Raw genomic sequence first — 16,904 nt, 5'->3', positions numbered from 1 at the left:
GATTATGAGTATGAAAAATAGAGCTAAGGCAACTGCCAAAAACATTGAAGGTAAGGTTCAAGAAGCCGTAGGTGATTTAACTGGAGATCCACAAACTCAAGCAGAAGGCAAAGAAAAACAAGCAGAAGCCAAAGTTCGCCACACAGTTGAAGATGTGAAAGATCAAGCCAGGGAACTGATTGAGTAGATTTTTGTAAGCATTCAGCCTTCGGGGAAATACAGGTAATTAAAACTTCCTTTTCTTTGCTATTTCTGTTCTTGGCTGAATGCTTACAAATTGTTTTGATCTTTCAATCTAGTTCTTAATTACCCTTGTCATCTGCCTGCTATTTATTCCCTTTTGGAGAGGATAAAAAAATGACTTTGATTAATAATAAACGAGCAGTAGGAGTATTTTCTAGCCACGAAGACGTAGAAAATGCTCTAAACGGGCTGCGAGATAACGGATTTGACATGAATCAGGTATCTGTGATTGCTAAACATGATGAAGACTTAAATCAGCGATACCGAACTGGTGACACACGAGTTCAGGAACCCATGGGAACCCATGAAACCACCAATGAAACCAGCTATGAAACCACTCATGTAGAGGAAGGAGCGAAAACTGGAGTCGAGGCAGGAGGGGCAGTTGGGGGGCTGACAGGGTTACTGGTTGGCTTAGGAACTCTAGCTATTCCGGGAATTGGTCCAATTATGTTGGCAGGAGCAACGGCCACTGCAATCGCTACAACTCTTGCTGGTGGAGCGATTGGGGCAGTGGTTGGTGGTTTGATTGGGGGGCTAGTAGGTTTAGGGATTCCCGAACATCGGGCGGAAGTCTATCACGATTATGTAGTTGATGGAGATTATCTGGTGATTATTGATGGGACAGAGGCGGAAATCCTGCGAGCAGAAACAATTTTGAAGAATAAGGGAATGCGTGAATGGGAAGTTTATGAAAGCCCAACTATTACCCGTTCGGCTCATCCTGTTGCCTCTCGTGTGTAAACATATATAACTTAGACCATACACAGATGCTTTCGCTTGTCAGGTCTATTTTTGGGGATTTAAACTATGAAAAAAATTACGCTTTTAGTCCTCAGTAGCATTTTACTTCTGGGAACAGTTGCTTGTGACAATAAGGCCAAAACTAGCAGCAGTGCGCCGGATTCTACTGAGAAAACTGGTGAAGTTCCCACAGACAAAACAATTTTAGCCAATCAAAAAGATGCGACTAGCCAAGTCCGTCGAGATCAACTTAATGCAGATATTCGCGCCCGTGAGCAACGCAATCAACTAACTGGAGGAAATACAACTCGCGCCAATAGTGATCTTGCTAATGAAGTTCGCTCTAAGTTGGAAGCTAATATTCCCTCTAGTCAATTAACGGTGGTTGCTAAAGATGGGGCGATTGTCGTAGCCGGAACTGTACAAAATCAAGATCAACTGAACAAAATAGATGCTCTTGCTAAAGAAATCAAGGGTGTGAAAAGTGTGAAAGTTTCCGTTAAAATTGCCTCTGCCGCACCAAATCCAAAACTATAACCGATGGCATTTATTAATTAACAACTTATAAATGGGGACAATTCAATGATTTTATTGCAAAAATTTCGCAAGTTTTTTCTCATTATCAGTTTAGTTCTATTACTGGGAACTTTCACAGCTTTTGCTGCTGAGGATAGTTTAGCTCAGACTCAAATTGCTAGTATGAATCGGGTGGAAGCAACAACTAAAAATATTGAAGGTAAAGTCCAAGAAGCTGTGGGTAATGTTACAGGAAACAAAAAAGATCAATTTATGGGCAAAGCCAAGCAAGCCGAAAGTAAAGTTCGTAATGCAGTTGAAGATATAAAAGATGCAAGTTTGAACCAAAAATCAAAGGCAGCTATAAAAAAGATGGAAATTAAAACTGAAAAAGCCATAGATAATAGTATTGTCAACCCTAATTATCTACCTAGCGGCAAAACTGATGACATAAGGAGCGAATCGCGTAACCCAGCAAATCAAATGAAAGATGAGATTCGCAATACTTTTAAATAGTCCTTAATTAATATTTGGAAATTTGTAGCGACTATCTTGATTGTCAAGGGATAGGCTGGGTTTCCTTACGTTAACCCAACCTATCATTTTTTTTTACCAATCACTAATGTTATTCTCGTCCCAAACCTGTAATTTCAATTCTTGAAGATAGTTTAACCCATTTTCAATTTGTGCTTCTGTTCCTTGTAAATCTAAGTCAAACCAACCATCACCTATAGCATTCTGTCCGAGAATTGCGGCTTTGATATTTACAGTCAAGCCGTATTCTGAAACTAGGCGAGAAATTACAGGTTCTTGATGATAATTTTGCGGGATTCTGACGCGAATTCGTTTATTTGTCAGGGTATTTTCATTACTCATAACAACTCCTAAGATGTAATTTAATAGTTGTCTAAAAATTGGTAATTACCAATTATCCATTACCCATTATTCAACTTCTTTAATTTCGGTTTTTCGTTCTATAATTTCCTTCAGAATCAAGGTGATAACTGCCAGAAATGCTAACAATACAGCAGCAGAAAAAGCAGCTTCTGTTTCATATTGTTTGTAAGCATCTTCCACAAATAACGGTAAACTTTGGGTTGTATTAGCAATGTTACCAGATACCACAGAAACTGCCCCAAATTCACCCATAGCTCTGGCATTGGTTAAGATTAAACCGTAGAGTAAACCCCAACGAATACTCGGTAAAGTTACCCGCCAAAAAGTTTGCCAATCGTTTGCACCTAATGTCCTCGCAGCTTCTTCTTGGTCTTTACCAAATTCTTCTAAAATAGGAATTACTTCTCTGGCCACAAAAGGCATACTCACAAAAGCGGTAGCCATAAACATCCCTGGAAAGGCAAAGATGATTTTAATATCATGGGCTTCCAACCAAGGCCCAAACCAGCCCTGTCTGCCGTACAGCAAGACTATCATTAACCCGGCGACGACTGGAGAGATGGAAAAGGGCAAATCAATGATACTGAGAACTATAGCGCGTCCTGGGAATTTATGCCGAGCGATCGCCCAAGCCGCACATAATCCAAATACTGCATTCACAGGGATAGAAATCACAGCTAGTAATAGAGTTAACCAAGCTGCATGGAGAAATTCTGGTTTTGTCAGGTTAGATAAAAATGGGCCAGTTCCCTTTTTGAAAGCTTCAAAAAAAACATTAATAGCTGGAATATATTGAACCAGAAATAAGTAAGCAATCGCAATCCCAATTAAAACTGCTGGCACCCAACTTTGTTTTTTTGGTTTTCTGATTTTATCTATTGTCATATCTTCTTGCCCAAGCTTGTAAGAAATTAATTGCTAATAACATCACCAAGGAAATTCCTAATAAAACCACACCAATGACAGTTGCACCAGCATAGTCATATTGTTCCAACCGCTGGAAAATTAACACAGGTGCAATCAAATCTTCATACGGTGTATTAGAAGAAATAATTACTGTTGAACCATATTCCCCCACTGCGCGGGAAAAACCCAAAGCTACACCAGTTAAAATTGTCGGAAATAAAGGGGGTAAAATAACCTTCCAAAAAGTTTGCCATTCAGAAGCACCTAAACTCCAAGCTGCTTCTTCAATTTCCGATTCCATTTCTTGTAGTACCGGTTGCACAGTTCTCACCACAAAAGGTAAAGATATAAATATCATTGCCACTCCTACCCCCAAGCGAGTAAAGGATACCTTAATCCCCATTGGTGCTAATAATGAACCCAACCAACCATTATCACTGTAAACTGTTGCCAGTGTTAAACCCGCTACGGAAGTTGGCAAAGCAAAGGGTAAATCTACTGTGGCATCAATAATCCGTTTAAAAGGAAAATCGTACCTTACCAGTACCCACGCAATCAAAGTTCCAAATACGCCATTGAGCAAAGCTGCAAATAATGAAGTCACAAAGGTAACATTATAAGTTGCCAATGCTAACTCGCTGGTGGCAATTTCCCAAAACTTTGCGGGAGCTACCGTACTAGCCTTGAGAAACATGGCCACAATGGGGATAAATAACATTACAGTTAAATATCCCAAAGTAATCCGCCAAGTCCAAGGAAGATGAATCAAATTATCTAGAAACATCTTCCAAATTGGAGGTTTAATATGAGTTTGTACAGAAGAAGATACAGCCATAATTTAGTTAGTTTTTGAAGAAGAAGTAGGTTGGCGTTGAAAATTATCGTTATGGCAAAGCAAAGGCAAAAGTGAAGATCGTAATGGGTAATAAAGTTACTGTTTTAATCCTGTTTATCCTCTAATCCTGGACATCCTGATATGGCTTGCGCCACGCTACGCTATCAGACAATCATCAATTACCGTTTATTTTTAGCTTGAATTTGGTCAAAAATTGCCCCATCATTAAAGAACTTTTTCTGAACAGCATCCCAACCGCCTAATTCTTGAACTGTACTTAAAGTTTTTATTTGGGGATATTTGTCAACAAATTCTTTACTCTTTGCTACTGTTTCATCAACAGGGCGAAATCCTACTTTAGCAAATTCCTGTTGTGCTTCGGGAGTAAATAGATATTTAACAAAAGCTTCCACTACTTCACGATTACCATGTTTATCAACATTTTTATCCACAACAGCAATAGGATTATCAATGGAAATATTGACATCAGGGAGAATATAATTTGTTTTTTCGCCCTTATCTGCTGCTAAAACAATTTCATTTTCATAGTTAATCAAAGCATCACCTTGTCCTTGTTTAAAAAATGCGTCTGTGGCTTCACGAGCATCTTTTGTTAACACCGGAACATTTCTATAAACCTTAGTCACAAAATCAATGGCTTTAGTTTCATCTCCACCAGTTTTAATGACTGAATTCCAAAGTGCGAGAAAATTCCACCGCGCTACCCCAGAAGTTTTCGGATCTGCGGTAATTACTTTAATATTATCTTTCGCTAAATCAGCCCAATTCTTAATCCCTTTGGGGTTGCCTTCACGAATTACTAAAGCTGCAACAGATTTAGAAACAATACCATTATTAGGAAATTTTTTCTCCCACCCAGGCTCAATTAATCCCGCTTTTTCAATTTTTTGCGTATCCAGAGCCAGAGCTAAGTGAACAACATCTGCTTCTAAACCATCAACTACCGCACGAGTTTGCGAACCAGAACCACCATAGCTTTGTTTAAAAACCACAGTTTGGTTATGTTCCTTTTGCCATTTTTCCACAAATTTGGGAATAATAGCGGCGTGAGCAGCTTTAGTAACAGCAAAGGATACAAGGGTTAATTCTACATTCTGTTTTTTACCCGTATCAGTAGTTGCATTAGGGGAATTACTGTTGTTTGTCCCGGAGCAAGCAGCAAGAGATACACTCAATAGCGTTCCTACTAAAACAAGTGATACAAAGCCTTTGAGCGAATTTGGACTAAACCTCAGTTGCAGTCCTTTCAGTAATTTTTGCCACAAATTCATTTTTTTTCCTCCTGTGAAACTACGGTTAATTAATCTTTGAGTTTATAATTGCGCTTCAATACATAATTTTAATTACTAGCCGCTTGCAGGTATTTAGTAATCAATACCAGCTAAAACAGCATATTGACGATAGGGAATATGGAGATTTTACCAGTTTCAGGACAAATTACAACGCCTCTAATTGACAAGTATCAATTTTTGATCATCTTTATGTTGGTTAACTAAATAAATTCGCTTATATATATTGTTAGTTTAAATACTTTATGAAATAAGTATTTGAGAAAAAAATCTAGAATTTAATTTGCCAAAATATAGTCTATGAAACCTGTATAGGCAATTAAACCATTACAAAAATAATTCAAAAATTAAATACATACAATACTCGATAGGAAAATAGTTGTTTTTAAGTAAAAAAAACTATTGATTTTATTTATTACATCTGGTACGCTCTTTTTCTAGAGAGTAAATACTGTATCTCGACAGAGTTACCGTAGATTATGTTCAAACCAATTTAAGGACATCCCATGACAGATAATTCTTCAAACCCTGCAAAATTCCTTCAAATAACAAAGCCGTTATTTCCTGCTTTATTCTTGGCAACAATGTTACCCGTTCAGTAGTTGCGCTGGAAACTCGCGCAGGTAATCCTAAAAAGATCAAAACTTGGACAGATTTAGCAAAACCTGGGGTGAAGATTGTTACCGCAAATCCCAAAACATCGGGTGGTGCTAGATGGAATTTCCTCGCTTTGTGGGGTGCTTTGGTGAAAAATGGCGGAAATGAAACCCAGGCTTTAAAATTTGTCACTGATGTGTTTAAGAATGTGGTTGTATTACCCAAAGATGCACGGGAATCAAGTGATGCTTTTTACAAAAAAGGTCAGGGTGACGTATTACTAAACTATGAAAATGAAGTCATTTTAGCGGCACAGCAAGGAAAAACAGATATTTCTTACGAAGTTCCTCCAGTCAATATTTCCATAGAAGGACCTGTCGCAGTTGTGGATAAAAATGTTGATAAGCACGGAAATCGTCAGGTTTCCGAAGCTTTCGTCAAGTTCCTGTTCACTCCCGAAGCACAACGTGAATTTGCTAAAGTTGGTTTTCGGCCAGTTAACGCTACTGTAGCCAAAGAAGTACAAAGTAAATTCCCCAAGATTGCCCGACTCTACACTGTAGATAGTTTGGGAGGTTGGAATGGTGTCCAGAAGAAGTTCTTTGACGATGGTGCTATCTTTGACAAAATTCAAGGTGGAAGGCGGTAAATATAGCAGTTTTTAATAGCTCTGTCCTAGACTATTTCGGCAAATACCAGCATTTTTACTGAGATTTTCGGCAAGGACTGAATATATATGCTTATGTTCTGAAAATCTTTAGCTGCGTGAACGTAAACAAAAAAATTCTCGGTTTCTTAGATCATTTTGGATTTTAGATTTTTGAGGGTAAAAGACTTACTGCGTCAGGTTTGTAGTTTTTATCTGTCATCATCATTTTTCAAATTGGTACTAGAGAAATCGAGAATTTTTGCTGGGTGCAAATATCAGGGTTTATACGGGTTTTCTTTTTACCTAATAAATTTTATATTATTCATGCGATACAAATCGTATTTAATTGCTTTAACACAACTATTTAAAATCAGATATATCTATATATAGTTTATACTGATTCTGTTCATATATATTTATTCTAATTGTATCCATTTATATTTGTCACCCATTTTCAACAAAACCTTGTTGCTATACTGAAAAAATAATCAAGTATATAGTATGCTCAATTAAGTAAATGACACAAGTAATCAAGTTGTAATTTAATCAACACTTATGGAATTAGATAATTTACTGGGAGCATTTACAAAATGTAATCAACTCCAATATAATGGTAAGTTGGATGTTAAAGATATACGAGGAAATCAATGGACTTTTTATTACAATTTAGGACAAATAGTGTGGGCTACAGGGGGAATTAATCCTCATAGACGTTGGCTGCGAAATATAGCTTTAATTTGTCCACAAATTGATATAAATAAACTCCTGATCCAAGAAGAAGAAATTTTAATAGATTACTGGGATTATTTACTGCTAGAAAATTTATATCACAAACAGGAAATCAATCAGGCACAATTTAATGATTTTGTAGTAAATACCGTAGGAGAACAGTTATTTGATTTAGCACAACAGGCAAATATTAGTGGTTTGACTTGGGAATGTAGCCAAGATACAATTTTAAAAGCTATTCTCACTTCTACAACTACAAATATATTTATTCAGGAAATGAAAAAATCCTGGGATGATTGGTCAAAAGCTGGGTTAATAAATTTTTCTCCTCACTTATCACCGATTTTAACAAAACCAGAAAAGCTCAAACAACAAGTAAATAATACTGTCTATAAAAACTTTGAACGGTTGATTAATGGTAAACATACTCTCTGGGATTTAGCCGCCAAAATGCAGCAAAGTACCTTGGCTATAACTACTTCCTTATGTCCTTTTGTAAATCAAGGGATTGCGGAATTTGTACAAGTATCTGATCTGCAATTATCAACCAAAAAAGTTAAACTAAACTCTTCCTCAAAATCCGTACAAAAAGATAATTGTTTTATTGTTGCTTGCGTTGATGATAGTCTGCAAGTATCTAAAATTCTAGAGAGAATTATTACATCTGAGGGGATAAAGTTTATTGGTATTCAAGAACCTTTAATAGCTCTACCTATGCTAGTCGAAAGTAAGCCAGATTTGATTTTTGTGGATTTGATGATGCCATTAGTTAATGGTTATGAAATTTGTGAACAATTACGGCGTATTTCTATTTTCACTCAAACACCAATTATCATTTTAACAAGTAGCGATGGAGCTTTTGACAGAGTTCGGGCTAAGGTATTTGGGGCAACTGATTTTATTAATAAACCTGTAGAAAAAGATCAGATATTGAAAATATTGAATAAGTATTTACAAATAAGTGAAACTGAGCATCCACAGAATTTTGCCTGGTTTTGTTAGCCGATTTGTTGCCAAAAGTTAGGCAAATTTTAGGGGTGAACCATCCTGAAATATGAGCAATTCTCCCGGTTGAATCTGTGTCCAAACTTCGTTATCAGTTAGGGGTGTAGTCACAATCACAGCCACACGATCTTTAGGTGTAGTCAATTCACTAAAATCTACAGTCATCTCTTCATCAATTAAATGAGCCGCAGCAAAAGGGGCTTGTCTAATAATGTAGCAAAGTTTAGTTGAACAATAGGTGAAAAAATGCTCACCATCTGATAATATATAGTTAAAAGATCCAAAGGCTGCTATTTCTTTGGTAATTTCATGTAATGTCTGATAAAGTTCCTTTAAAGGTGGTTGTCCTGCTGGAAAATGCGATCGCAAAGTATTGAGAATTAAGCAAAATGCTTTTTCGCTGTCCGTAGTCCCCACAGGTTGAAAAATACCATTATTTTCTGGGTTAAAATCTGGTAAGTTGCCATTATGAGCAAATACCCAATACCTTCCCCAAAGTTCCCGACGGAAAGGGTGACAGTTTTCTAGGGCTATTTCACCCTGGGTGGCTTTACGAATATGGGCAATAACATGAGTAGAATGAATGGGATACTGACGCACAAAATCGGCAATTGGTGAAGCAATAGAGGCTTCAGCATCTAAAAAAATCCGACATCCTTTCCCTTCAAAAAAAGCAATTCCCCAACCGTCGCTATGTTCATCTGTTTTTCCTCCCCTGGCAGAAAATCCTTCAAAGGAAAAGCAAATGTCCGTGGGTACGTTGCAATTCATTCCTAGGAGTTGGCACATTGGTATTTTAGTTGTAACGATAAACTTAAGAATAACTGATTAATTATAATGCGATCGCTGTAATTCTTACATTTAATTATCAAATATTAATAAGCACCTGTTTAGAGAACTTCTTCAAAGCCCATTTGCCAGATGCTAATTTAAGAGTATCACATATTCTTTTCAACTAGGCAAGACGTTTTTAGATAATTTTCATCAATTTCTCCGAGAGAATTTAGAAATTTATTGAAGTTTCTTGTCCGTGGAAGAGAAAAATAGCAAATAATAAAATGATGGACAAACGCTATTTTTTGCAAATCGGTGCCGTATTGGTCGGTACAGCCTTTTTTTCCCGCTATATCAATTGGAGTTCAGAAACGATGGCACTTTCTAATACAGAGTTTGCAGTGACCAAAACCGAGGAAGAGTGGAAGAGTATCCTCACACCAGAACAGTTTCGGGTGTTACGGCAACATGGTACAGAACCCTCCCATACCAGTCCCCTCGATAAACAATATGAACCGGGTACTTATGTCTGCGCTGGTTGTGGACAGGCTTTATTTACTTCAGATACTAAGTTTAATAGTGGTACTGGCTGGCCAAGCTTTTTTAACCCCATTGAGGGAGCGATCGCTACTACTACAGATCGATCATTGTTCATGACGAGAGTTGAAGTTCATTGCAGTAATTGTGGTGGACATTTAGGCCATGTATTTAAGGATGGGCCTAAGCCAACTGGTCTCCGCTACTGTATGAACGGTGTATCATTGCAGTTCACACCTGTATAGATTACTAAGACAGTTCACTTTTTAAACTCTAACAAGGGGTTTAAACCCCTTGTTTTATTCTCTCAAAAGCAGGAAATTAGAAGATAGCAGGTAGTGTTTAAATAAAATTCTTGAACCACAAGGATAAGTAAGGATTAAATAATGCAAGTTCTCAAAAGATCCATCAGGCCAGAAGGTTATATATCGTTTCTCCACACCTACCAAACCACTTGGGGGACTGCTGGTGATATTTGTTTAGTTCGTGAATCTGTAGCTAAAACCAGTGGATCGAAATTCGTCGGCCGCAGAATCGAACTAGCTATCCCCAAGGGGATGGAACGTGATTACGTAGTGAATATTCCAGTGATTAAAGTTGCAGGTCATGTAGGTGATGGACATCCTAAAGATCCGCAGTCCGAATGGGAGGCTTATGATGGAGTAGATCCCGAAATAGCGAGTGCTGTTCTAAAAATTTGGGGTTTTAAGTTAATTGAGTTGTAGGGGGTTTTAGTTTTGTGATGATGAATATGTCAAATACTTGGTAGTATATGATTGAAGGCGGTTAAAACCGCCCGTGTCGCTTATATCTCAGCACTGAAGTGACTAAGCTTTACGCTTACCGGATATTGCTGTAACTTATACCATTTTCATCCCCAACTCCCTATCAACTCCTCCAACTGCTTCTACCTTCTCCAAGGCTGCGAACAGAAGCGATCGCCTCTGCCCGATTCAGCAGCTTTTCATCTGGTAACAAAGTCAAGCTACCTGCCGAACGTGAACGCACCAAATTCCCAGTAATCAGGGTAGTTTCCTCCAATAGCAAGGCCAATTCACCGGGAGTTTTAGAACATTGCATTTCTATCACCTTTAGTCCAGAAACAGCATCAATACTGTATCAAGAAGTGAACTCTAGTTGAAAATTTCCCCTGATCAGGATAAAGATAAGAAAGATAAGCAATGTGAAAATTTAAGTACAGGTAAGTGATTTTCTGAGTATTACCTGATAATATTTAACTATATACGGAACTGTAGGCAGAAATCATTTATGATTTTTGTTACAGAAGTTTGTGTGACACAATGTTAAAAATTGTTGATTTAGGTTATTAATCATTTCCAATTATAATTATTAACATAAAAACTTGATTGCAAATTCAGTATTACAAACAGGAACATCCGAATTCAAAGCTAATTTATTGGTTGTTGATGATCATCCAGACAACCTGCGGACACTCTTTGCAATTCTTAACAAACAAGGCTATAAAGTGAGAAAAGCAATTAGTGGAGAAGTTGCTTTGGAGAATATCCGCACGCAATTGCCGGATATTATTCTTCTAGATATTAAAATGTCAGGTATAGATGGTTATACAGTTTGCTCAATCCTCAAAAAAAGCGATAATACTCGCCATATTCCTGTGATTTTTTTAAGTACGTTAGATGCAACTGCTGATAAAGTGAAAGCATTTAAGGTAGGTTGTGCTGATTATATTACTAAACCTTTTCAAATAGAGGAAGTATTAATGAGAGTTGAGAATCAATTAACCATTATCACACAACGCCAACAACTTCATCAACAACATCAATATTTACAACAGGAAATTAATCGCAGAAAGCAAATTGAATCTAAACTGCAATTATTGCTAAAAACCATTAATTTAGTCAGTCAAGCTGTTAATTTTGATCAAGCTCTAGATGCGGTATTATCTGAACTTCGACAAGTGATTGATTGGGATTATGGTGAGGCTTGGATTACTAATCCAGAACATACAGAATTGCATTTAATTAAAGCTTCTTATGATAATTCTGATCAACTTTTAACCTCCTTTGCACAAGCTAGTCAGAAATATACTTTTCCTTATGGAGTAGGAATACAGGGTAGGGTTTGGGAAGCACAACAATCAGACTGGATTGAAGATATTTTGCAAGTGAAAGAACATACGTTTTTGCGGTGGGAATTAGCCAAAAATGCTCAACTTAGGTCTATATTGACTGTACCCATCACTTTGCAAGGACAATCTCTAATTGTCATGTGCTTTTTCAAGCGATTACCTATACCCTATAATTTAGAACTTCTAGAGTTAATAAATGCTGTGGCTCTGGAGTTAAGTGGATTTATTCAATATAAACAAACTGAAGAAGCTCTCAAAAAAGCCAATGAAGAATTAACAAAATTAGCAAATATAGATGGCTTAACCCAAGTTGCTAATCGTCGGTGTTTCAATGAAAATCTTAGTAATGAATGGCGACGAATGTGCCGAGAACAATCATTTCTAGGACTAATTATGTGTGATATAGATTATTTCAAATTATATAATGATTATTATGGTCATCAAGCAGGAGATAAATGTTTATACGAGGTAGCTCAAACAATTGCACAAACTTGTAAACGCTCTGCGGATTTAGTGGCTCGTTATGGTGGTGAAGAATTGGTGATACTATTACCAAATACTGATTTAGAAGGAGCAGTTCATGTTGCTAAACAGGTTCAAAATCACATTGCTAATATGGCTATTCCTCATCAATGTTCATTAGTAAATAGTTATGTCACACTGAGTATGGGTGTTACTAGCATTATTCCTAATAAAGACAATTTAGCAGAAAGTATTATTACCCTAGCCGATAAAGCACTTTATAGAGCTAAAGATGAAGGACGTAACACCTATTGTGTTTATACTTCTATTTAATTTAATTATTCCCAGGTAGCTACATTTCGCAACACACTGGGAATTTCACCTTGTGATAGGGGAAATTCTAACATTGTTTCTCGATAACCTAAATAGCCTGATTCAGTAAAGGATAAAAGCATTCGTTCTACTGCAACCCAAACTTCTGATTCATATTCCCAATCACTATAACGTTTAGCACGTCCAGCAATGGAACGTAATGCCCAAAAGTAGGAATTCCTAACTACAGAACCGCCTTTTTTAAATTCTGGTACGTCTTCCTTGTGAATGAATAAAATGTTATTTTCAATTCTGGATCTCATAAATAAAATGGAATATAAGAATATAACTAACGCCAGGCTGTACTATTATAATAAGGGAAAATGTACCTAATTTGCATATTTGGGCGGGCAGGGATGCCCACCCCACAAGAATGTTATTTTTTATCCTTCTGTTTTTTCAGATAATCTTTAGCCCAAGCATAACGGTATGAATCTTTTCTCAAGAGATAATAAACTAACTCATGACGCTGTTTTTCATCCTTCGTCTTTTTCAAAACTGATTTAATTTCTGAATCAGTATCTCTTGGATTAGCACCTCGTTTAATTGCTTCATTAAACCAATATTCACCATCTGCATATTGATGTCTTTCAAAACAAATAGCTCCCATTAATGTGTAAGGGTGATGACTATCTGGTTGATAATTCATTGCTTCACGAGCGCAAATTTCTGCATCACCTAATTTATCAATATCTCGAAATGCTCCACCCCTAGTAGTTAATAAAGCTGACTTGAGTTTATTATCTTTAATGTTGTTGAGTGGTAAATTATTGGTTAACTGTAATGCTAATTCTGATTTATCTGCTTTGCGTAAATGACTACTAGCATTTGCTAAATTCCATTTATTACCAGTTTGTTTAACAAATCCCAAAGTTTCTGATAGTTGGTTATCTTGCAACCATTTATATTCTGACTCAATTAAGCGTTCTGAGATATCTATCTTTTTTAGAATAGAATAAAGTAGAATATCAGGATGAGAATCTTGATATTCAGTAGCTTTGTATTTAGATTTTAAATTAATAAATCTTCGAGTTTCAATACCAATTGAATTGGCTTGTTTAAAACCATGTGATACTAACCAATTCAATTCTTTTTCGGAGAGAAAATCCCCTGAATCAATCTTACAAAGTATAAAATATAAAGGGCTTGTTATCCAAGAAATATTATAGTTCTCAACTTTATATTTTGATTTTAACTTTGTAAATTCAACATCTAAAGTTACTCTTGTTTTCATTCTATGCTGCTGTTCTTTTTGAATACTATTGAACGTTGTTGAAAGTTGTTCTTTTTGCAAGTAAATAGATTCAAAATCAGTAAGTTCAACGCCTAAATCAGCTTTTCTGAGAATGAAATAAAGTGGACTAGAAGGAGAAGAATCTTGATGGTTATTAGCTTGATACTTATCTTTTAAAGCAGCAAAATGTTGGCACTGAATTTCGTACTCTGAATTCATATTAATCATACCTACAACAAAATTTCTCTTCTCCGCGCTCTTCTCTGCGACTCCGCGTGAGACAAAAAAGTTTTGGAAAAAAGAGTGTACCAGTATAACAACAATACCAAACAGGGGTATTCCAGATCAACACCCCATCAAAATTAACTACAACACCTTACATTGTCCATAATGACGTAAGAGATGATCACATAAAACCAAAGCCACCATAGCATCAACCATAGGCACAGCGCGGGGTAAAACACAAGGATCATGTCTTCCCTTACCCGCTAAAACCGTTTCTTCACCTTCCTTAGTTACGGTTTTTTGTTCCTTTCTAATAGTTGCAGTTGGTTTAAAAGCCACGCGGATAATGATATTTTCACCGTTGGAAATTCCCCCTTGAATTCCCCCAGAACGGTTAGTTACTGTTCTAATTTCGCCATTTTCATCAATATAAAATTCGTCGTTATGTTCAAAACCTGTTAACAAAGTTCCGTCAAAACCTGAACCGATTTCAAAACCTTTACTTGCGGGAAGTGACATCACCGCTTTTGCTAAATCTGCTTCTAATTTATCAAAAACTGGTTCTCCTAAACCCTTGGGAACATTCCGCACTACACATTCAACCACACCACCGATGGAATTACCATCTCGACCGGTTTGTTCAATTAAGGAAATCATAGTATTAGCAATTGTGCCATCTGGACAACGGACAATATTGCTTTCTACATCTTCCAAAGTGACGGTATTCGTATCAACAACACCTTCTAAATCCTTAATTCGCTTTACATAAGCGATAACTTCTACACCTGCAACTTGATGTAAAATCTTTTTAGCGATCGCACCTGCTGCTACTCTACCAATTGTCTCACGGGCTGACGATCTGCCGCCACCTTGCCAATTTCTGAATCCATACTTAGCATCATAAGTAGCATCTGCGTGAGAAGGGCGGTATTTTTGCGCCATCTCATCATAATCTTCAGGACGGGTATTTTTATTTCTGACCAAGATTGCAATTGGTGTTCCCAGAGTTTTCCCCTCAAACACCCCAGATAGAATCTCACAGGTGTCTGCTTCTTTGCGAGGGGTGGTAATTTTACTTTGTCCTGGCCGTCTTCTGTCTAGTTCAAATTGAATTTCCTCAGCGGAAATTTCCAGTTGTGGGGGACAACCATCAATAATAACTCCCACACCGCCGCCGTGAGATTCGCCAAAAGTTGTAATTCGGAAAAGATGACCAAAAGTGCTACCCATGATGTTGAGGAAATACAGACCGGAATCTGTATTTTACATGGTGTTGGGACAAAAACACCACTATTCGGTACTAGCACATAAATGATAATGTTGTTTCATATTTATACTTTACTTATTCTTGCATCATGTAAATTTTGAGACTATGATTGAAAGGTAAACTCTTGCATCATAAAATAATATGGTGTCCTTTCATTGTTTTCGTGATGGCAAATGCGAGTGGAACAAGGGATTAAAAGATTTTGCTGATCAATTTAATGAGACTTATGGAAAAAATTATAGTCTTTCTAAATGTCTTGATATTTCCAAGAAAGAGACAAAGCAACCATAGGTATTACTAGAAGCATCCGGTGATCAATCAATGGTCATTGAATGCAAACAGATAGTTTATCCTAAAGATTATTATCAAAAGCATAGACATTTTTATGATTTTTTTAGTTCTTTTCAAAAAGCTTTTAAAATAGATTTAAGGGAGACTCTACCTGAAGATTTATATCAAATTACCATCGATGAAAGTATTCTTTATCAGAATTCCAAAAGTAAATTAGATGGTTTATCGAGAGAAATAACACTTTACATTAAAAATAATCTTGAAGACTTTTTAATTTCTGAGATCATTTTTATTGATAAACCTATTCGTTGTTGCTTTCGTCGTATTCCAGACAATGAACGTGATGATACTTCAGATAAATCTGGTCTGAAATTATCTGGCTCTTGGAAAGATATTGGAGTTTATTATAAAGAGATGATGGAAGCTGAACCAGTAATAGCTCAAGAATTAGCTAGACATTTAGCAGCTACAGAAAAAAATTTCAGGAATATACAGATTGTGTAAAGATTCTAATTATAGAAATAGGTGGTGATTTTCTTTTTCCTGAGAAAATCATAGAAATTATCGAAAATGCAAACATTCCACCTATTGTTGATCAGATATGGCTTGCAGATCCAGAAGATGAATTAGAACATATAATTACATACCATCGAGTTGTGTGATTTTATCTAGTAGTAGGTTGGGTTGAAGGAAGGAAACCCAACATTACAGTATCAAGTATTTTACAAAACAAAAATCCGTTGTTTAGCTAGATTCAAAATCTATTGATTTTTTATTTTTGCTTGTTTTGCAGAGTTTATTTCTAATCGTTCAAGCAAATAATCATAAAGTTCTAAACATTTTTTATAATTCTCTGGCTGATTCAACAAATCATCACCAGCTTTTAAAGTATCAAAAGCAAATTGATAATTCCCCTGTTCACAATGATGATAAAAAGCATCAATATAATCTGTTAAATCATCTTCCCAATCCCAATTTTCCAGCCAATCACCTTCTATATCATCAACATAAAGATGAATATAATCAGCACCATAATTTTGTTTATCTAGCTGCAACTGTTGGGATGCTTCCAGATATTTCCAATCTACCTCAGAATTGAAATGACTATCAATATTTACATCTTTAATCATAAAAATTCCCATCCTGTAAATCCTTAAATCCTGGAAATCCTGATTCTGACAAAAAATACCTTTAAAACATC

18 protein-coding genes and 2 pseudogenes are annotated in these 16,904 nt (G+C 36.4%); 10 read left to right on the top strand and 10 right to left on the bottom strand.

The genetic code is table 11. The features are described from left to right. The first annotated feature begins 4 nt into the window (after positions 1 to 4). The 4 genes from FJR11_RS19020 to FJR11_RS23925 all read left to right on the top strand — a co-directional run bounded on the left by FJR11_RS19020 (position 5) and on the right by FJR11_RS23925 (position 2,019). Positions 5 to 187, top strand: a complete 183-nt coding sequence (locus tag FJR11_RS19020; protein ID WP_168506528.1) for a CsbD family protein — start codon at positions 5 to 7, stop codon at positions 185 to 187. A gap of 170 nt (positions 188 to 357) precedes the next feature. Beyond that, positions 358 to 987: a signal transduction histidine kinase (STHK), LytS gene (locus tag FJR11_RS19015; RefSeq protein ID WP_168506526.1), complete on the top strand. Its 630-nt coding sequence runs from the start codon at positions 358 to 360 to the stop codon at positions 985 to 987. A 66-nt stretch (positions 988 to 1,053) separates the two neighbouring features. Beyond that, positions 1,054 to 1,524: a BON domain-containing protein gene (locus FJR11_RS19010; protein ID WP_168506525.1), complete on the top strand. Its 471-nt coding sequence runs from the start codon at positions 1,054 to 1,056 to the stop codon at positions 1,522 to 1,524. Positions 1,525 to 1,569: 45 nt separating this feature from the next. Then, the gene (locus FJR11_RS23925; RefSeq protein ID WP_168506523.1) at positions 1,570 to 2,019 is read left to right on the top strand and encodes a CsbD family protein; all 450 of its coding nucleotides are present in this window, start codon (positions 1,570 to 1,572) and stop codon (positions 2,017 to 2,019) included. A gap of 93 nt (positions 2,020 to 2,112) precedes the next feature. Here the strand turns inward: FJR11_RS23925 and FJR11_RS19000 are convergent, their stop codons facing one another. The 4 genes from FJR11_RS19000 to FJR11_RS18985 all read right to left on the bottom strand — a co-directional run bounded on the left by FJR11_RS19000 (position 2,113) and on the right by FJR11_RS18985 (position 5,433). Next, positions 2,113 to 2,379 carry an NIL domain-containing protein gene (locus FJR11_RS19000; RefSeq protein ID WP_168506521.1) on the bottom strand — a complete coding sequence of 89 codons (267 nt, stop codon included), beginning with the start codon at positions 2,377 to 2,379 and terminating at the stop codon, positions 2,113 to 2,115. A gap of 66 nt (positions 2,380 to 2,445) precedes the next feature. Continuing rightward, positions 2,446 to 3,285, bottom strand: a complete 840-nt coding sequence (gene cysW, locus FJR11_RS18995) for a sulfate ABC transporter permease subunit CysW (RefSeq protein ID WP_168506519.1) — start codon at positions 3,283 to 3,285, stop codon at positions 2,446 to 2,448. After that, the gene (gene cysT / locus FJR11_RS18990) at positions 3,272 to 4,141 is read right to left on the bottom strand and encodes a sulfate ABC transporter permease subunit CysT (RefSeq protein ID WP_168506517.1); all 870 of its coding nucleotides are present in this window, start codon (positions 4,139 to 4,141) and stop codon (positions 3,272 to 3,274) included. The genes cysW and cysT overlap by 14 nt, the downstream gene beginning before the upstream one ends. A 179-nt stretch (positions 4,142 to 4,320) precedes the next feature. After that, on the bottom strand, positions 4,321 to 5,433 hold the full coding sequence (locus FJR11_RS18985) for a sulfate ABC transporter substrate-binding protein (protein ID WP_168506515.1): 1,113 nt from the start codon (positions 5,431 to 5,433) through the stop codon (positions 4,321 to 4,323). 604 nt (positions 5,434 to 6,037) lie between these two features. Between FJR11_RS18985 and FJR11_RS18980 the strand changes: the two are divergent. Further along, positions 6,038 to 6,697 (top strand): annotated as a pseudogene (locus tag FJR11_RS18980) (sulfate ABC transporter substrate-binding protein); the annotation flags it as partial. Positions 6,698 to 7,252: 555 nt separating this feature from the next. Then, entirely contained in the window at positions 7,253 to 8,428 is a 1,176-nt protein-coding gene (locus tag FJR11_RS18975) for a response regulator (RefSeq protein WP_168506513.1), read from the top strand. An 18-nt stretch (positions 8,429 to 8,446) separates the two neighbouring features. Here the strand turns inward: FJR11_RS18975 and FJR11_RS18970 are convergent, their stop codons facing one another. Then, positions 8,447 to 9,220: a class II glutamine amidotransferase gene (locus tag FJR11_RS18970; protein ID WP_168506511.1), complete on the bottom strand. Its 774-nt coding sequence runs from the start codon at positions 9,218 to 9,220 to the stop codon at positions 8,447 to 8,449. A 272-nt stretch (positions 9,221 to 9,492) separates the two neighbouring features. Here FJR11_RS18970 and msrB point away from each other — a divergent pair, with 272 nt between their 5' ends. Together msrB and FJR11_RS18960 are read left to right on the top strand one after the other, a co-directional pair. Further along, a complete protein-coding gene (gene msrB, locus FJR11_RS18965) occupies positions 9,493 to 9,987 on the top strand; it encodes a peptide-methionine (R)-S-oxide reductase MsrB (RefSeq protein WP_168506569.1) in 495 nt (164 codons plus the stop codon). 141 nt (positions 9,988 to 10,128) lie between these two features. Then, the gene (locus FJR11_RS18960) at positions 10,129 to 10,467 is read left to right on the top strand and encodes a hypothetical protein (protein WP_168506509.1); all 339 of its coding nucleotides are present in this window, start codon (positions 10,129 to 10,131) and stop codon (positions 10,465 to 10,467) included. 187 nt (positions 10,468 to 10,654) lie between these two features. On the opposite strand, the pseudogene FJR11_RS18955 reads toward FJR11_RS18960, so the two are convergent. Beyond that, positions 10,655 to 10,852 (bottom strand): annotated as a pseudogene (locus FJR11_RS18955) (MBL fold metallo-hydrolase); the annotation flags it as partial. 253 nt (positions 10,853 to 11,105) lie between these two features. Between FJR11_RS18955 and FJR11_RS18950 the strand changes: the two are divergent. Continuing rightward, on the top strand, positions 11,106 to 12,647 hold the full coding sequence (locus FJR11_RS18950; RefSeq protein WP_168506506.1) for a diguanylate cyclase domain-containing protein: 1,542 nt from the start codon (positions 11,106 to 11,108) through the stop codon (positions 12,645 to 12,647). A gap of 5 nt (positions 12,648 to 12,652) precedes the next feature. Here FJR11_RS18950 and FJR11_RS18945 read toward each other — a convergent pair whose 3' ends face one another. The 3 genes from FJR11_RS18945 to aroC all read right to left on the bottom strand — a co-directional run bounded on the left by FJR11_RS18945 (position 12,653) and on the right by aroC (position 15,375). Next, on the bottom strand, positions 12,653 to 12,949 hold the full coding sequence (locus FJR11_RS18945; RefSeq protein WP_168506504.1) for a hypothetical protein: 297 nt from the start codon (positions 12,947 to 12,949) through the stop codon (positions 12,653 to 12,655). A 113-nt stretch (positions 12,950 to 13,062) separates the two neighbouring features. Next, positions 13,063 to 14,139 carry a hypothetical protein gene (locus FJR11_RS18940; protein ID WP_168506502.1) on the bottom strand — a complete coding sequence of 359 codons (1,077 nt, stop codon included), beginning with the start codon at positions 14,137 to 14,139 and terminating at the stop codon, positions 13,063 to 13,065. Positions 14,140 to 14,286: 147 nt separating this feature from the next. Then, complete coding sequence (aroC, locus tag FJR11_RS18935) at positions 14,287 to 15,375, bottom strand: chorismate synthase (protein ID WP_168506500.1); 1,089 nt, start codon at positions 15,373 to 15,375, stop codon at positions 14,287 to 14,289. A gap of 358 nt (positions 15,376 to 15,733) precedes the next feature. Between aroC and FJR11_RS18930 the strand changes: the two genes are divergently transcribed. Then, entirely contained in the window at positions 15,734 to 16,207 is a 474-nt protein-coding gene (locus FJR11_RS18930) for a hypothetical protein (protein ID WP_168506498.1), read from the top strand. A gap of 257 nt (positions 16,208 to 16,464) precedes the next feature. Here the strand turns inward: FJR11_RS18930 and FJR11_RS18925 are convergent, their stop codons facing one another. Continuing rightward, on the bottom strand, positions 16,465 to 16,833 hold the full coding sequence (locus FJR11_RS18925; protein WP_254444791.1) for a hypothetical protein: 369 nt from the start codon (positions 16,831 to 16,833) through the stop codon (positions 16,465 to 16,467). Positions 16,834 to 16,904: the final 71 nt, after the last annotated feature.

It is taken from the genome of Anabaena sp. UHCC 0187 (genome assembly GCF_009712035.1).
GTDB lineage: Bacteria > Cyanobacteriota > Cyanobacteriia > Cyanobacteriales > Nostocaceae > Dolichospermum.
The sequence above is the reverse complement of the archived record's forward strand: the minus strand, read 5'-3'. Positions and strand labels throughout refer to the sequence as shown.

What these genes read in the sequence shown, in the direction of transcription:
- FJR11_RS19020 (WP_168506528.1), top strand. Translation starts at nt 5, where the DNA reads ATGAGTATGAAAAATAGAGCTAAGGCAACTGCCAAAAACATTGAAGGT.
- FJR11_RS19015 (WP_168506526.1), top strand. Translation starts at nt 358, where the DNA reads ATGACTTTGATTAATAATAAACGAGCAGTAGGAGTATTTTCTAGCCAC.
- FJR11_RS19010 (WP_168506525.1), top strand. Translation starts at nt 1,054, where the DNA reads ATGAAAAAAATTACGCTTTTAGTCCTCAGTAGCATTTTACTTCTGGGA.
- FJR11_RS23925 (WP_168506523.1), top strand. Translation starts at nt 1,570, where the DNA reads ATGATTTTATTGCAAAAATTTCGCAAGTTTTTTCTCATTATCAGTTTA.
- FJR11_RS19000 (WP_168506521.1), bottom strand. Translation starts at nt 2,379, where the DNA reads ATGAGTAATGAAAATACCCTGACAAATAAACGAATTCGCGTCAGAATC.
- cysW (WP_168506519.1), bottom strand. Translation starts at nt 3,285, where the DNA reads ATGACAATAGATAAAATCAGAAAACCAAAAAAACAAAGTTGGGTGCCA.
- cysT (WP_168506517.1), bottom strand. Translation starts at nt 4,141, where the DNA reads ATGGCTGTATCTTCTTCTGTACAAACTCATATTAAACCTCCAATTTGG.
- FJR11_RS18985 (WP_168506515.1), bottom strand. Translation starts at nt 5,433, where the DNA reads ATGAATTTGTGGCAAAAATTACTGAAAGGACTGCAACTGAGGTTTAGT.
- FJR11_RS18975 (WP_168506513.1), top strand. Translation starts at nt 7,253, where the DNA reads ATGGAATTAGATAATTTACTGGGAGCATTTACAAAATGTAATCAACTC.
- FJR11_RS18970 (WP_168506511.1), bottom strand. Translation starts at nt 9,220, where the DNA reads ATGTGCCAACTCCTAGGAATGAATTGCAACGTACCCACGGACATTTGC.
- msrB (WP_168506569.1), top strand. Translation starts at nt 9,493, where the DNA reads ATGGACAAACGCTATTTTTTGCAAATCGGTGCCGTATTGGTCGGTACA.
- FJR11_RS18960 (WP_168506509.1), top strand. Translation starts at nt 10,129, where the DNA reads ATGCAAGTTCTCAAAAGATCCATCAGGCCAGAAGGTTATATATCGTTT.
- FJR11_RS18945 (WP_168506504.1), bottom strand. Translation starts at nt 12,949, where the DNA reads ATGAGATCCAGAATTGAAAATAACATTTTATTCATTCACAAGGAAGAC.
- FJR11_RS18940 (WP_168506502.1), bottom strand. Translation starts at nt 14,139, where the DNA reads ATGAATTCAGAGTACGAAATTCAGTGCCAACATTTTGCTGCTTTAAAA.
- aroC (WP_168506500.1), bottom strand. Translation starts at nt 15,375, where the DNA reads ATGGGTAGCACTTTTGGTCATCTTTTCCGAATTACAACTTTTGGCGAA.
- FJR11_RS18930 (WP_168506498.1), top strand. Translation starts at nt 15,734, where the DNA reads ATGGTCATTGAATGCAAACAGATAGTTTATCCTAAAGATTATTATCAA.
- FJR11_RS18925 (WP_254444791.1), bottom strand. Translation starts at nt 16,833, where the DNA reads ATGATTAAAGATGTAAATATTGATAGTCATTTCAATTCTGAGGTAGAT.